Genomic DNA, 15328 nt, shown 5'->3' on the forward strand with positions numbered 1-15328 from the left:
CGTACCCGCCCTCAGGGGCTTAGATGGTTAAAAATACGCTCCGCAAAAGAAACGTCCGAATTCCGGTCGGCCAACTTTTGCAGATTCGCTTTGGAATACGGAATTTCCGTTGTCAAAACCCGCTGAAACATCGTGCGGATGGCTGCGGGCGAGGTGGTATCGGCGACCGCACCCAACTGCTCGGTTTGCACCAGTTGGCCCAGGTACCCGTAATCCGACGCCAGTACCGGTTTTCGGGAAACCGCAGCCCGAACGACCACCGACGCCATGCCGACATGCCGCTGGTATAACGCCAGCACATAGTCCGACAATTCAAAAAACACCTGAATTTGCCGCCCTTTTACTTCGTTAAAAATCCGGACAATCTGCAAATCTTTTCCGATTTCGGCCATTTTCTGTTCAATTTTTTCCCGAAAACCGGGTAAAACCGGGCCCACCAGTACCAGACACACCTCTTTTTGCTGCCCGGTCGGCAGGTCTTTCAGGGCTTCGAGCAGTGGTTCGATGCCTTTCCGCTCGTCGAGATGCCCAAAAAGCAGGAAGATTTGCCGACCGGGCTCAATCCCGAGTTCCGCCCGTAATTGCTCCGTTTCCACCGGAGAAACGTCGTACGATTCCACCGGATCGGCCAGGGGCCAGATTTGGGCGCGCGGATTCAATTGCCGCAGCCCGTCCACCGCCGAATGATCCAGACTAAACAGATTTGCCAGACCGCGTTGCCGCAACGCCCCCTGCAAGGTTACCTTTTTGCGCAGCCCGTTCAACTGGGCTTTCAAACCGGGATGGCGCGGGTAATGAAAATCGGGCCGAAAATAGATGCCGGAAACCGGGCACGGCGCCGACCGACCCAGCCAGGTAGCCAACTGAAAAATATCGAAATACATGAGCAGCACGTGTGCCGGTTTGTAGACCTGAATGTATTTCAGCACCAGATTCCATTCCTTGAACGAGCGCGTGAGCATTGACGCCTGGTGAACGGCCTCCACCTCCGCCAGCGGAATCGGCTCAAAGCGAACATTTTGTCCACCCGGTTCCTGCGCCGTCACTTTCTCAAACCGCCCGCGAAACGCTGGTTGCGTGACCACCACCAGTTCGCCAGCAAGCCGGTTTTTCACCCAGTAGGTAATTAAATGCGTCAGATAATCAGCGTGGTGTCCGTCGATAATCGTATCAAAAAGCAGGATTTTCTTCGCTCTGTTCACTTATACAACCTGTTGATAAACCTGAAGAGTCTCACTAGCCATTTTTGCCAGCGAAAAATCCCGACCCCGCTCCCGTCCTTTCTGGCGCAGCGACTGGCGCAGCGACTCATCCAGAATGATTTTTTCAATTTGCGACTGGCTATCCGCGGCCGATTCGGGATCAAAATACAGAGCGGCTTCCTGCGCTACTTCCGGAAAACAAGAGGCCCGGCTCAGCACCACCGGACACCCGGCCGCAAACGCTTCCAGAATCGGAATGCCAAAACCTTCGTACAGCGACGGATACACGAACGCCAGTGCATTCTGATACAACCGGTAGAGCATCCAATCCCCGTCAATGCCACGCTGGCTGACGCGATCCGTCAATTTCAGGTGCCGGATGGTCTGCGTTTCTTCCGGCGTGAACGCCCCTCCCCCCGCACAAAGCAGGTGAACGTGGGAGTATGTCTGCAGCGTGGGGGCAATCGCCTTCAGAAACGGGATAAAATTCTTGTAATCATTGCGGGTACCGACGTACAGCAAATACGCATCGGGCACCGAAATCCGGAAAGTTTCGGGTACGTTCAGCGTTTGAAACGCCGTGGCGTGGTGCACCACGGTGATTTTCTCCGGCTGGATCCGAAAGAGTTCGATCAGGTCGTTTTTCGTGTTTTGCGAAACCGCAATCACCCGGGCCGCCCGGTCGAACAGCTGCTGTTTCAAGTCTTTCGAGGCATTATCGATGTGCCCGAACTGCTCGCCGAACTTGTCCTTGATGGCGTCGTGGTAGGTCAGTACGTACGGTTTTTTCGTGTGTTTCAGGAAGTACGGGTGAAAGAACGTCGGATGAAACACATCGTACTGATTTCGCTGCAACTGGGCGATACTCCACAGGCGGTTTACCTGCGAAAATAGCATATTGGTGGGCATAAATCCCAGAAAATACCGGAACGACTGCACCCGGAAGGCGTCACTTTCGAGTAAATACGCATTGTTGGAAAACAAAATCGAAAGCTGCGTCTGAACGTCTTTTTGCCGAAGTGTTACCATCAGGTCGTAAAAATACCGGGAAACGCCCCCATACCGCACTCCCGTAAAGGCCTGATGATCAAACAATATTTTCATACCGGATTCCTGTGCACACGAAAGCTGCAAACTTACGGAGAAACCCTCTGACAATGGCTATTTGTTTTTACAAACGGAGGTTTTGATCAGCGGTTTTGAAATCTCGGATTTGCTTTGCAACTTAATCCAGCCAATGGGTGCTGGCCCGAAAATCGGTTTTTTCATGCGCGAAGCTGTTTTTATCAAAAAAAATACCGAAAAGTGGAAAGCCATCGAGCGCGAACCGGTGACGCAGAACGACCGCGCCGATCCCGATGTACTGACCGACCATTTCATCGAACTCACCGATGACCTGTCGTACGCCCGGACGTTTTACCCGAGCTCGCCCGTTACACGCTACCTGAACGGGCTGGCGGCCACGATGCACCGGCGGCTGATGCGGAATAAACGCGAAGACCGCAACCGGTTTGTTCAGTTCTGGACCCTCGAATTGCCGCTTCTGTTCCGCCGGTCACACCGGCTGTTGCTCGTGTCGTTCGTGGTGTTTCTGGTGGCGGCTGCGCTGGGCTGGCTGTCGGCGGCCAACGATGAGTTGTTTGTGCGATTGATTCTGGGCGACGAGTACGTGAACATGACGCTCGAAAACATCCGAAAAGGCGATCCGCTGGCGGTGTATAAAAGCCGGGGACAGGCCGATATGTTTCTGACGATCACGGTCAATAACATCCGGGTGGCGTTCATGGCGTTTGTGCTGGGCCTGTTTGCGTCCTTTGGCACCATTGCGGTCATGTTCCAGAATGGTGTGATGCTCGGAGCGTTTCAGTATTTTTTCTACGAACGCGGTTTGCTGCTGCCGTCGGTGCTGACGATCTGGATTCACGGTACGCTGGAAATTTCGGCCATCGTAATTGCGGGTTGCGCCGGTCTGACGGTCGGCAACAGTCTGTTGTTTCCGGGGACATGGTCGCGGCTGGAGTCGTTCAAACGAGGAACCAAACAGGGCTTGAAAATTGTGATCGGGCTGGTGCCGGTTTTCATTATGGCCGGTTTTCTGGAAAGTTTCGTGACGCGGCTGCCGCTGCATCCAGTAGCCAGTTCAGCCATCATCCTGAGCTCGGCCGCTTTCATCATCTGGTATTTTATCTGGTATCCCATTCAGTTGGAAAAGAAGTTTACCTAGCGACAGACGGTTTTCAGTAATCAAGTTACGGTGGGCTGATCGGGATTTGCCATCATGCTCCTTACGGTCGCCGATTTGTAATCGGCCTTACCAGATCGTTTTTCGGATTTGTAATCCGAAGCAGAGAGGATCGGGATCACAAACCCCGATCAGCCTATGATTACAACTCCCGATCCGCCTATATTGCGTCAGTTCCGACGGTAAACCGCACCGAAAACCGTATCCTGTAAACCGAAAACCGTACACCGCCAACGAGCGACAACGCATATGAACCTATACCAAACCCGGGATTTTGGCGAGAAAATCAATGCCACCATCCAGTACGCCGTCAAGCAGGTCCGCAGCCTCAGCCTGGCGTTGGTCTACATTGCCGGAGCGCCCGCCCTGATCGCCGGGATTGCGTCGGGCATTGCATCGGCCTCCCTGCTCAACATGCCGCCTACGGGTAACGGAAGCTACCGGATGGGCTACTGGTTAGCGCAGCAAATGTCGAGTCCGTATTATATCGTCGCGCTGGTCGTAGCCATTTTCATTCCGCTGCTGGTGAACCTGACGGTGTATAGCCACCTGAAAGTGTACCACCGCAACCACGGCGAACCGGTGACGGTCGAAGCGGTGTGGGCCGAAGTCCAGAACGCCTTCGGACGAGCCTTCGTTACCTGGCTGGCCGTCGGCATACTGGTCATCATCGGGGCAATGTTTTTTATCGTTCCGGGTATTTACCTGGGCGTGGTGTTTTCGCTGGCGCTGGTAACGGTAGTGTTCGAAAACGGTTCGGTGGGCACGTTCATGAGCCGGTGTTTTGAATTGATCCGGGACAAATGGTGGTCTACCTTCGGACTCATCATCATCATCAGCTTCATTGCCTACATCCTCAGCTTTGCGTTCAACGTTCCGGCAGCCGCCGTCAGCCTGATGGTTTCGCTGAAGCTGGCCCCCAGCATGCCCACGTATATTACGGTTTTAACCAGCATTCTGAGCACCATCGGCAGCGTCCTGGTGTCGGCCATCATCGCCCTGGCTATTGCCTTTCAGTACTTTAACCTGGTCGAACGGCGGGACGGCCGCAGCATTATAGCGGCCATCGAAAGCATTGGTTCTCCTCCGCCCCCGCCCATTCCCCGATCCAACGATGAAGGTGATTATTAAAAACCGGCTGACGGGCATCTTACTGCTGTTACTGCTAACCCGGTTTTCGGGTATGGCCCAGGTGCCCGCCATTCCGGCCGCGGATACGGTGAAGACGCAGGTGGCCCCCGACGACCGCAGCGCCATCCAAATCCGCCGGCCCGCAGCCGACCGGATCGACGCCTACCGCAACGACCGTGATTACCAATATGGAACGAATTTTCGACCGGCCACTAGTCCCTGGGCCAAGTTCTGGAACTGGCTCTGGCGCAAAGTGAATACGTTTTTCCAGAGTGAGTCGTACCAGAATTTCTGGCAGTACGTTTTTCTCGCGCTGGCGGCCGGGGTCGTGATTCGCCTGCTGATCAAAGCCGAAGTGCTGGGGTTTATTTTCAGCAAGAAATCGCAGCATCTGGATCTGGCGTATGAAACCCTGACCGAAAACATTCACGAAATCAACTTCGACCAGCAGATCGAGGCCGCCATCGAACAACGGAATTACCGGCTGGCAGTACGGCTGCTGTATCTGCAAACGCTCAAACACCTCAGCAACCGCAACCTGATCGACTGGAAGCCCAACAAAACCAACCGCAGCTACGTCTACGAACTGGCGCACTCGCCGAAGCAACCGGAGTTTGAAACACTGACGACGCAATTTGAATACATCTGGTACGGCGATTTTCCGATCACCGAAGAGCGATTCAAGCCTTTGCAGGAATCGTTTGTTCGGTTTACTACCACCGAAAAGTTAGGTTGAACGTTGCGGATAGAAGAAGTATCGGCGAATGATGCCTCCCGCCAAAAAGAAAAACCGCCCCCTCAAAACGAGCAGGCGGCTTGACTTCCCGATTAGTAAACGGTCCGCTTTACAGCGGTTTTATATAGACATAATACGGCGAATAGCTTTTGTTCTCTGCATCCAGTAAGGATGCCGCCAAATCCAAATCGCCTTTTTCCAGCTCCAGCGTAAACACACTGGCGACTTCGGTGTTTGATACCGCCTGTTCCAGTTGCTTTTCTCCCAGTTTAAGGCGCGCCTTTTGAATCGTCAGCGGTTTTCCGGCGGTATACGGTTTTCCACCCGGAACATCAGACCCCTGCTTCGCTGATGCCCCCAGCGACAATCCGCTTTCGATGGGGTATCGTCTCAGTTCGATTTGATACCGTCCGGCTTTTGCTACGTTCAATGCCCAAAAACCGCCAACACCCGTACCACCACGCACCATATCCTGATTCCAGGCGGGAAACCCTGCTTCGGTATGCAGGTCATGCGCCGTTAGCTGGGTAATGGGCTCAAAAGGAGTTCCCACTTCAACCCGGCTATATTCATCGGCTTTGATTGACACCTTTTCCCACCACTTTTCATAGGCTTCTTTAAGTCGGGCGACCACATCCGGATGCTGTTGCGCGACACTTTTCTCCTGGGCTTTATCCTGGGTGATGTCGTACAGCTCCGTGCCATTAATCAGCCGCCATTGAGGAGTCATCACGGCCGACTGCTTCCATTTGACCAGAAATTCCTCCCGCTGCACATCGGCCACCAGAACGCGTTCAATCGTTTTGACCGGGTTCTGCTGAATCCAGGGTTTGAGACTTATTCCATCGAAATCAATCGACTTGGGTTTTGGCACTTTACACAGATCCAGCAAGGTTGGCACCACATCGGTATAAGCGGCTAGCTGATGAATATCCTTACCCTGTTTAATGCCTCCCTTTGGCCAATGCAGAATAAACGGAACCCGGTGCCCTCCGTCATAGGGGGATGCTTTGGTTCCGCGCATCCCCGCATTGTAGCCCGCGACGACTTTCCGGTTTTCATCAAACCGTACCCCGGCGCTGGTTCCGTTGTCAGTCATAAAGATGAAGATGGTGTTTTCGTATAAACCATCCTTTTTCAGTTGCTCGACTAACCGCCCCACCTGCTCGTCAATGTTGGTAATCATGCCATAAAAGTTGGCATTCGGGATAGCCGGGTTATTTTCATACGGCTTGCTGTATTTTTCATCCACATTGAACGGACTATGGGGTGCATTGGTGGCGATGTAACAGAAAAACGGATTTTTCCGGTTGGACTGAATAAACTTTGTGGCTTCCTGAAACCAGACATCCGTGCAATAGCCCGCATACTTTTGGGGTTTGCCATTGTGATAATAGGTATCATCAAAATAGTCATTCTCCCAGAAATCGGGCGTTTGCGTAACCCCGCCCCCACCGTGAATCAGCACTTCATCGAAACCGCGATCCTGCGGCCGGAAGGGATAGTTATCCCCCAAATGCCATTTGCCAAATATACCCGTTCGATACCCCGCATTCTTTAAAAGTTGCGCCAGCGTCTGTTCCTCTTTGCGAAGTATCTGACGCCCCTGAATGGTATGCCAGGCGCCCACCCGGTTGCAGTTTTTACCCGTTAGTAAACCCGCCCGGGTCGGGGCGCAGGTTGTAGCCACATGGAAGTCGGTAAACCGGATACTGCGGGCATATAACTGGTCGATGTTAGGCGTCTGAATCCACGGATTACCGGTACAGCCTAAATCTCCATAGCCCTGATCATCGGTCAAAATCAGAACAATGTTGGGACGTTGTGCATTCACGTTCAAGATCGTTAGCCAACAGATTCCAATCAGCCCGATAATGCGCTTTAGTGCGTTCATGATCCTTCTCATTTTAATAACCCGGATTTTGAACCAGATTTTTATTGTTCCGAATTTCTGCCGTAGGAATCGGGAATAAGAGCTCCCTTTCCTTTACGACCGGGCCATAGGAAAACTTATGCCCGACATACTCCTCAAATTTGCGGGTCGAAACGTTAAACGCTTTCCGAAGCCGTACCATGTCAAACCAGGTTTTGTTTTCAAAGCTCAATTCGAACCAGCGTTCGCGCCAGATGGCTTCTCGCAGAACCTCCTGACTTAAGCCCGCCAGCGCGGGTAATTCCGCCCGCTTTCTGATCAAGTTCACACTGGCATAGGCTTCTGGCGTCGGTCCATTTACTTCGTTGACGGCTTCGGCATGTGTCAGCAATACCTGGGCATATCGAATGAGGGACCAGTTCAAATCGCTGTTTGCAGTCGTCAAATGGGCGTTCGTATCGAAGTGCTTGTACAGGTAGTATCCGCCCAGATTAACGGTTTTGGTCCGGTCATTACTGAGGGTATAGGTCTGGAAATAGAACTCTTTTTCCCGGGTTCGTTTATCCCCCGCTTCGTAGGATTCAACAAACTCCTTGTTGGCAAAAATCGCCCCGGTTTCATCCGAATACGCCGAAATACCCTGATTATATGGAATAATCGACGATTGCCAGCCCGAGGGCTGAATATTGGTGGCAAACTGCACCATAAAAATATTTTCACCGGTGTTCTTTTTGGACGGATCGTGCAGATCGTTATAAGACGTAAACAGTGACGCCTGATTCGAAGCAATTACTTCGGCGGCTTTGGTCGCGGCTTTTTCGTAATACTCCCGTCCTTTCTTGAGCGGATGACCTGCCATGGTGAGATACACATCCGCTAACAAGGATTTTACGGCTAAGGTGGTCACGCGTCCGGACTTGTCGGTCATCGGTAACCCCGAACCTTCTGCCGTGGTCAAATCACTCACAATCTGCTGGTAAATAGCCTCTTCCGTTGCCTGTTCAGGATATAAATCCTTGGATGCCAAATCAACCGGGTCGGTAATCAAGGGAACTTTGCCAAAAATCCGAACCAGATTGTAGTAGAAATGAGCCCGCAGGAAATAGGCTTCCCCCAGGGCTTTCTTTTTTTGCGCTTCGTCCATGACAATGGCGGGAATCCGGGTAATCGCAACATTGGCGTTGGCAATCCCCTGGTAGCTGCTTTGCCAGTAGGTAACACCGTACCCATTATCGGAATTGTTATTCAGATTCCGCACAAAAATGCTGTTCTGAGCCTGCCCCAATTCCGTATTGGCCAAACCGGTTGCAAACTCCAGCATCATCCACGGCGCTCCGTTAAAACCGCCCCCCGTTGTCGTTTTCAGGCTTTCGTAGATGGCATTAACCGCACTCGTGGCGTGTTCCGGTTTCGTAAAATAATTCTCAATGGTAAAATTGGACTTATCAGGTTCGGTCAAAAATTCCGAGCAACCCGCCTGCATCAGTAGGAAGAGCGATAAGCCAATAGCAACCAGCGGTTTTCCAGGTATATAGTTCATGATCAATGTCTTCATCGGGATTAAAAACTAACATTCAGGCCAGCCATCAAGACGGTGGGTTTCGGGTAGTCAACCAATTTGATGCCCTGGGCAAAGGTCTGGGTGTGCGAGGAAACTTCCGGGTCGTAGCCTGTGTACTTCGTAAGTAAAAAGAAGTTCTGGGCGGATGCGAACAACCGCAGGCGACTGACGTGCAAACGCTGTGACAACTCCGGTGAGAAAGTATAGGCAAGCAGCAAATTCCGCCCCCGAATAAAGGAAGCATCTTCCACCAAATGACTATCTAAAAAGGCATCGTATCCGGCGGAGACTGGCCGAAACTGGGCAATCGGCGTATTCTGATTTTCAGGAGTCCACGCATTCAGGACACTGGCGTAACTATTCGCGATTCCCTGCCGCATTTCCGCGGGTCTTCGGTCAAACGAATACACACTGTTGCCGTACATAAACTGTAAATCGAGCGTCAGTTCCAGCCGTTTGAACTTCAGCGTATTGATCAGCGAGCCGTATCCATCCGGAATCCCTTTTCCGAGAATCGTCTGGTCTTTGTTATTGATAACCCCATCCTTATTCAAATCCTGGTACTTAATATCGCCGGGCCTTTTCAGGTATTTAGCCGCTTCCGATTCTTCCGCCGTTCCCCAGGTGCCCTGCCGGATATAGCCCCAGAATGTTCCGACGGGTTGGCCTTCCCGGATCAGACTCATATCCTGGGGGCCGGGGAAAATATCGGCACCATCCGTCAGTGCCAATACTTTATTTTTATTCACCGAAAGATTGAAATGGGTGCTCCAACTGAAGTCATTGCTCTCGATATTGACCGTATTAAGACCTATTTCGAAACCCCGGTTTACCATGCTTCCCACATTTTTACTCACGGTGGAATACCCGCTGCTGAACGGTACCGGCGCACTCAGCAACATATCGGTCGTTTTCTTGCTATAAACGTCAAATTCCAGCGTGATACGGTTTTTTAACAAACCCAACTCCACGCCGGCATCGACCTGATACGTTTTTTCCCAGCCCAGATCCGGATTCGCCAGGCGGTTAATCCCGTTGCCCACGGCCCGCACGCCATTAAAAACTACGGAATAACTACCCATTCCGGCCAGCGCCTGGTAGGCCGTGATCTCCGAGTTACCGGTTACTCCATAACTGGCTCTCAGTTTCAGGTTGCTGATGTGAGCATTGTTTTTCAGGAAATCTTCGTTGGAAAGTCTCCAGGCCGCGGCCCCCGACGGAAAAAACGCATAGCGCTTTGCCTCACCAAATTTTGACGAGCCATCCACCCGCCCCGTAAAGGTTAGCAGGTATTTATCTTGCAGGTTGTAATTGATTCGGCTAAAATAGGAGTTCAGTCCATAGGCCGAAGCCCCGGAAGAAGGTGGCAAGGTCGTTGCACCCGCTCCCAGATTGTTGTACAGAAAGTAGTCATCCTGAAAATTCTGCGACTGGGCAAGGGCCGTAAACCGATCAACGTGCTGCCACGACACGCCCAATAACGCATTGATCGACTGGTTGCCTTTCAACTCGCGGGCATACGTCAGGTAGTTTTCAAACTGCCAGGAGTTTAACCGCGCATTTTCGACAGAAGCAATACCGTTTTGATTGCGGGAGATGTAATTCAGGGTTCTGCCCGAGTAATAATCATTGCGCTGGTTAATGATGTTCGTTCCTAAAACCGACCGCAATTCCAGGCCTTTGGCTAAAGAAATGTTGGAATAAATATTCCCCAGCAACGTTTGGGTTTTCAGCAGATAGATTTGTTCGTTGACGATGTTGACCGGGTTTCCTCCGCCTTCCATCCCCCGATAATCCTCATTACTTCCCCAACTACCATTGCTGTATTTGACGGGAATAATGGGAATGGCTTCGACAATTTGCCGCAAAGCGGTAATACCCGCATTGCCCATTTGATCAATCTGCTTTTCAGTCTGATCATTATAGCTTAAACTTCCGCCCACTTTTAGCCAGCTCTTAAGCTGGCTATCAAAGACAAACCGGGCCGAATACCGCTTCAACCACGACTCTTTGATCAAGCCATCTTCATTGCGATAGCCTAAATAAACACCGTAACTATCTTTGGCATTTCCACCTGTAAACGACAGCTGGTGTTTCTGGGTAAACGCCCGCTGGGTGGCTTCCTTTTGCCAGTCAGTATCATACAAAGGCTGGCCATTTTGATCAAACAAACGAGGGTCGTTGCGCTTGGTTTTGGGATCGATGTATTTGCCTGCTGCCCAGCCAACAGGATCGTATTTTTGTGCGTTCTGATACGCAATATCCTCGACGGCTAAAAACTCTTTGGCATTCAGTAAGTCTAGTTTACGCCCCAAAATTCCGACGCTGAAATCGGTATCATACGATACCCGGCCACCCGACTGGCTACCGCGTCTGGTCGTCACTAAAATAACGCCATTCGAACCCCTGGCCCCATAAATAGCCAGTGCAGAGGCATCTTTCAATACTTCGATGGAAGCGATATCGCCCGGATTGATGTAGTCGATCGGGGTACTGCCATTGGCTAGATTATCCGCATTCAGGATAATGCCGTCAACCACGTACAAAGGGGTATTAGTCACACTGACTGAGGTATTACCCCGAATCCGGATATTGGCCCGGCCACCCGGACGCCCTGAATTTGTCGAAACATTTACGCCCGTAATCCGTCCGGAAAGAGCCTGATTCAAGGTGGCAACCGGACGTTCCTGCAAAACCTCCCCTTTTATAACCCCAACGGCACCAGTCAGATCCGATTTCCGTACGGCTCCATACCCGACTACCAATACTTCGTCAAGTGAATTCTCATCCGGTTCCAGACGAACCGTTACCGCTGACTGGTTACCAATCGGTAGTTCACGGGTCTTATACCCCACATAACTGAATACCAGAATGCCATCTCCGTCTTCCGGAACTTCGAACCGAAAGCTTCCATCGGCTCCGCTGGATGTTCCACGCTGGGTGCCCTTCAGCACAATGCTTACGCCCGGCAGCTGCTCTCCTTTTTCATCGGTAATGGTCCCCGTAATCACCCGATCCAGTGGTAATACACTCTGCCCGATACCGGCTATGGATGCGGTTTGGTTGCTGTGCTTTGGTACTTTTTTCAGGATAATCTGTTTGCCATTAATTTTATAGGTAATGGACAAGGGCGTCAGGAGTTCGTCGAGGATCTCAGAAACGGGTTTATTGACCGCCTGTACCCGCACCCTCGACTCGACAGCAATTTCGATGGAGTTGTACGTAAACCGAAGATCGGTTTCCTTTTGAAGCTGCTGAAGGACATTCTTCAACGATTGCTCTCCCATGGGTAGGGTGACCTTTTTATTCAGTATTCCCTGGGCGTTTGTAACATTAGCGACCGATGCCCCTGCGAGAAAAAAGGTAATCAGAAGATGCAAAAACGATACCTGCATAAGTTTACGCGGGGTCAGATAACGGTTCGGGTGTTTTTTCATATTTTTGTTTCGATTCGTTCATCATTTGAAAAAGTGAGGACAATTCTCCCCCTGCCCTCCTTTCGGAGGATATTTCACAAGCGTCAATTGTAACAAGGGGTTTCAAGCCAGCAGTGTTGGTAGCGCTGCTGGCTATTTCTTTTTAGTAGGTTCTTTATCTTATCATAGGCAGGAAGCTAGCTGATTAATACCATTTATCTTTTCTGGTTATCTATGCTGGACGACCGCTTGATCACGATCAGGTTATTCGTTGCCTGGTACGAAGCATCAATGGCTTCACAAATGACATCCAGTTTTTGCCGAAGTCCTTCTTCCCTGAACTCCGTCGTGATCCGGCTGTTCGCCAGTTCAGACGGATTGAACTCTATGGTAATATGATAATGATTTGCCAACGCTTCCAGGACATCGGCAACGGGGGCCTCTTCAAAATGAAATACCTGCTGGTCCAGCTTACTGATAATGATCTCGCGATCCGGTACGCGGTCTTTTGTGAGCTTTGCTTCCAGTTTCGTATACACAAGCCGCTCATTTGGAATCAGATTAACCCAGCCCGAATCCGGCAACTTTATACCTTTTTTACTTTCGCCTTCCATTTGCACCCGAACCGCTACCTTACCTGTCTTAACTGCCACCAGAACCGCGGAATCCTTCTGGGAGGCTCTCACCCGAAAGCTGGTCCCTACGACTTTTATGACTGCTGTGCTGGCATAAACCAGAAAGGGTTTTTCTTTATTGGGTGCTACGTCAAAAAAAACATCGCCTTCCACCTCAACATGGCGCGAATGACCCGTGAAAGAGCCCTGAAATTTTACCCGGCTATCTTTTTCCATGGTCGCTATACTGCCATCAGGAAGAACCACAACTTTGGAAAGCGAAGCATCATTTGTAATTACCTGCATCCCAGCAGACCCTGAAGGAGTGTTATGGGTCGTTTGCGTGGATGTTTTCATCACCATCCACCCAATACCGACAACCAGAGCTATCACTGCCGCCAGCCTACTCCATCTCCCACGATACCACGGAACCGGGATACGAATAGCCTGGCGATCTGACGACGTATCAAGCATATGAAGCAAGCTTTCCAAACCGGCATCCATATGGGGGGCATCCTTGTTGCGTGGCCCCATTCCGTATTCCAACGTCTGCAGCACGGTTCGGGCCTGGTTCAGGAGTTCCTGATGCGCGGGATGATCCTTACTCCATTGCTCCCAATACGTAGATACTTCCGGAGTTGGCTGCAAAACCCACTGACGGAATGTGCTATCGGTCAAAAACGCTTCCAGATTGTCCCGTTCGTTTTCCTTCATAATTAGTTAGTACCCATAACCCTATTTCTACCTGCGTGGTCTGCAACATAGACTCTGCTCACTACCTGGTATACGGGTACAAATCGGATTTATAACCAAAAAAATAGAATTATTTTTATCAAAGCTCAGCAGATAGGGCTGAAAGAGAGAAGGAAAAGGAGGAAACCGGTAGATACCCAAGCCTCCTTTAATTCTTTTAAGGTGCGGTACAGTAAATTGGAGACACTTTGATAACCCAGGCCCATTATTTCGGCGGTTTCCTGCGTCGTTAAGCCTTCGTAAAAACGGAGATAGATTATTTCCTGCTGCCTTTTCGAAAGCTGGGCAATTACTTCCGTTAGCAATGTGATCCGGTAATCAGCCATTTCATTCTCGATCCAGACTTCGTCGATGCCCGGCTCCATCGGATTGGTATCAAAGGAGGGCTCAATTGCCTGCTGGAACCGTTGTAACCTCGCCACTTCATCCAGGATCGTATTCCGTATCGCTTTGAATAAATACGCCCGAACGGATACCGTCTTCGAAATATTTTCCCGCTTATCCCAAAGCTTTAGAAAAAGCTCCTGTATGCAATCCTTGATAAACTCGGGATCCCGGGAAAACTTCTTTGCATAATTATACAGAACCCGGTAGTATATCCGTGCCAGATTACCCAGAGCGTCTTTATCACCTTCCCTAAACAATTCCCATAGAAACTCCTCATTTTCCAGGGCTGGCTTATGTCGAGAACTATTCACGCTACTGGATGCTAAAAGTTATACGGTGAACTGATGCAAATGTACAAAATGAATTTAATCTACCAATCAAATATAGTTATACTACAAACTTCGCTCTGTCCTCCCCTCGGCCGATTAAAAACCGCCTACGTGAGGCAACTACAGAAACCTACACCGAATCCCGGCTTATAGGCCTCCCGTTTTCCCGCCATCCACCGGCACATTGATGCCGTTGATGGCTGCGGCTGCGGGCGTACAGAGGAACGCGACGGCTGCCCCGACTTCCGCCGGTTCGATAAACCGCCCGATCGGGATTTCGGCCTGCATCTGCGCTTCAATTTCCGCCTGCGGCTTCTGCTGCGTTTTTGAGCGGTTTTCCAGCGTCGATTCCAGTCGGGCGGTTTTGGTATATCCCGGCAGCACATTATTAACCGTAATCCCATCTTTAGCGATTTCGAGCGACAGCGTTTTCGCCCACTGCGCCACCGCTCCACGAATCGTGTTCGAGACGCCCAAACCGACAATGGGCTGCTTGACGGAGGTCGAGATGATGTTCACAATCCGGCCATAGCCCAGCCGCTTCATCGACGGTACAACCGCCTGCACCAGTTGCTGGTTGTTCAACAGATGCGCGGCAAACGTTTGGGTGAACGCGTCCAGATGAGCATCGATCAGTGGGCCACCCGCCGGGCCGCCGGTATTGTTGATCAGGATATGAACATCCGGGAAGTCGGCCAGGTAGGCATCGATGGCGGTTTTGACTTCCTCCGGTTTCGTAAAATCGGCCACCCGGTATTGGTGGTGCTGCCCCTGTTGCGTATCCAGCGAGGCAACGGCTTCTTTGAGCTTTTCTTCATTTCGAGCCAGTAAGGTCACCTGAGCGCCCAGCAATGCGAGTTCAATAGCGGTGGCGTAACCAATTCCCTGCGTACTGCCGCAGACGATGGCGGTTTTTCCGCGAAGCGAAAGATTCATAACAGAATGGTTTATACGAAATAACCTTTTTACGGCCGTTTTTTTACTAATTTACCAATCAATTGGTTGGTATACCGAGTTATTAATGGGGATTCTTCCGGCCATCCGTGTGCTTTTCCGGTCATCAACCCCGGCAACGGGATTCTGG

Annotated in this window: 11 protein-coding genes; 3 read left to right on the forward strand and 8 right to left on the reverse strand. The window is 51.0% G+C overall.

Translation table 11 applies throughout. The features are described 5' to 3' along the window. Nucleotides 1-11: 11 nt before the first annotated feature. Together ACFPMF_RS14230 and ACFPMF_RS14235 are read right to left on the reverse strand one after the other, a co-directional pair. On the reverse strand, nucleotides 12-1202 hold the full coding sequence (locus tag ACFPMF_RS14230) for a glycosyltransferase (protein ID WP_379846086.1): 1191 nt from the start codon (nucleotides 1200-1202) through the stop codon (nucleotides 12-14). After that, nucleotides 1203-2306, reverse strand: coding sequence for a glycosyltransferase family 4 protein (locus tag ACFPMF_RS14235; protein WP_379846089.1), 1104 nt, complete (start codon nucleotides 2304-2306; stop codon nucleotides 1203-1205). It abuts the gene before it with no gap. A gap of 163 nt (nucleotides 2307-2469) precedes the next feature. On the opposite strand from ACFPMF_RS14235, the gene ACFPMF_RS14240 reads away from it, so the two are divergent. The 3 genes from ACFPMF_RS14240 (at nucleotide 2470) to ACFPMF_RS14250 (ending at nucleotide 5311) form a co-directional block, all read left to right on the forward strand. Continuing rightward, complete coding sequence (locus tag ACFPMF_RS14240; RefSeq protein ID WP_379846092.1) at nucleotides 2470-3426, forward strand: stage II sporulation protein M; 957 nt, start codon at nucleotides 2470-2472, stop codon at nucleotides 3424-3426. 267 nt (nucleotides 3427-3693) lie between these two features. After that, nucleotides 3694-4575, forward strand: a complete 882-nt coding sequence (locus ACFPMF_RS14245; protein WP_379846095.1) for a hypothetical protein — start codon at nucleotides 3694-3696, stop codon at nucleotides 4573-4575. After that, nucleotides 4559-5311: a DUF4129 domain-containing protein gene (locus ACFPMF_RS14250; RefSeq protein WP_379846098.1), complete on the forward strand. Its 753-nt coding sequence runs from the start codon at nucleotides 4559-4561 to the stop codon at nucleotides 5309-5311. Before ACFPMF_RS14245 ends, ACFPMF_RS14250 begins: the two co-directional genes overlap by 17 nt. 109 nt (nucleotides 5312-5420) lie before the next feature. Here the strand turns inward: ACFPMF_RS14250 and ACFPMF_RS14255 are convergent, their stop codons facing one another. The 6 genes from ACFPMF_RS14255 to ACFPMF_RS14280 form a co-directional block, all read right to left on the reverse strand. After that, nucleotides 5421-7205: an arylsulfatase gene (locus ACFPMF_RS14255; protein ID WP_379846100.1), complete on the reverse strand. Its 1785-nt coding sequence runs from the start codon at nucleotides 7203-7205 to the stop codon at nucleotides 5421-5423. A gap of 13 nt (nucleotides 7206-7218) precedes the next feature. Further along, nucleotides 7219-8724 carry a RagB/SusD family nutrient uptake outer membrane protein gene (locus tag ACFPMF_RS14260; protein ID WP_379846103.1) on the reverse strand — a complete coding sequence of 502 codons (1506 nt, stop codon included), beginning with the start codon at nucleotides 8722-8724 and terminating at the stop codon, nucleotides 7219-7221. Between the two features lie 20 nt (nucleotides 8725-8744). Continuing rightward, nucleotides 8745-12032, reverse strand: coding sequence for a TonB-dependent receptor (locus tag ACFPMF_RS14265; RefSeq protein ID WP_379846105.1), 3288 nt, complete (start codon nucleotides 12030-12032; stop codon nucleotides 8745-8747). 344 nt (nucleotides 12033-12376) lie between these two features. Then, entirely contained in the window at nucleotides 12377-13489 is a 1113-nt protein-coding gene (locus ACFPMF_RS14270) for a FecR family protein (protein WP_379846108.1), read from the reverse strand. Between the two features lie 125 nt (nucleotides 13490-13614). Continuing rightward, on the reverse strand, nucleotides 13615-14226 hold the full coding sequence (locus tag ACFPMF_RS14275) for an RNA polymerase sigma factor (protein ID WP_379846111.1): 612 nt from the start codon (nucleotides 14224-14226) through the stop codon (nucleotides 13615-13617). Nucleotides 14227-14391: 165 nt separating this feature from the next. Next, nucleotides 14392-15180: an SDR family oxidoreductase gene (locus tag ACFPMF_RS14280; RefSeq protein ID WP_379846114.1), complete on the reverse strand. Its 789-nt coding sequence runs from the start codon at nucleotides 15178-15180 to the stop codon at nucleotides 14392-14394. Nucleotides 15181-15328: the final 148 nt, after the last annotated feature.

The sequence above is a fragment of the Larkinella bovis genome (assembly GCF_042655385.1).
GTDB lineage: Bacteria > Bacteroidota > Bacteroidia > Cytophagales > Spirosomataceae > Larkinella > Larkinella bovis.

Bases quoted from the DNA above. Each gene is read 5' to 3' on its own strand.
- ACFPMF_RS14235 (WP_379846089.1), bottom strand. From the start codon at position 2,306: ATGAAAATATTGTTTGATCATCAGGCCTTTACGGGAGTGCGGTATGGG.
- ACFPMF_RS14240 (WP_379846092.1), top strand. From the start codon at position 2,470: ATGCGCGAAGCTGTTTTTATCAAAAAAAATACCGAAAAGTGGAAAGCC.
- ACFPMF_RS14245 (WP_379846095.1), top strand. From the start codon at position 3,694: ATGAACCTATACCAAACCCGGGATTTTGGCGAGAAAATCAATGCCACC.
- ACFPMF_RS14250 (WP_379846098.1), top strand. From the start codon at position 4,559: ATGAAGGTGATTATTAAAAACCGGCTGACGGGCATCTTACTGCTGTTA.
- ACFPMF_RS14255 (WP_379846100.1), bottom strand. From the start codon at position 7,205: ATGAACGCACTAAAGCGCATTATCGGGCTGATTGGAATCTGTTGGCTA.
- ACFPMF_RS14260 (WP_379846103.1), bottom strand. From the start codon at position 8,724: ATGAACTATATACCTGGAAAACCGCTGGTTGCTATTGGCTTATCGCTC.
- ACFPMF_RS14265 (WP_379846105.1), bottom strand. From the start codon at position 12,032: ATGGGAGAGCAATCGTTGAAGAATGTCCTTCAGCAGCTTCAAAAGGAA.
- ACFPMF_RS14270 (WP_379846108.1), bottom strand. From the start codon at position 13,489: ATGAAGGAAAACGAACGGGACAATCTGGAAGCGTTTTTGACCGATAGC.
- ACFPMF_RS14280 (WP_379846114.1), bottom strand. From the start codon at position 15,180: ATGAATCTTTCGCTTCGCGGAAAAACCGCCATCGTCTGCGGCAGTACG.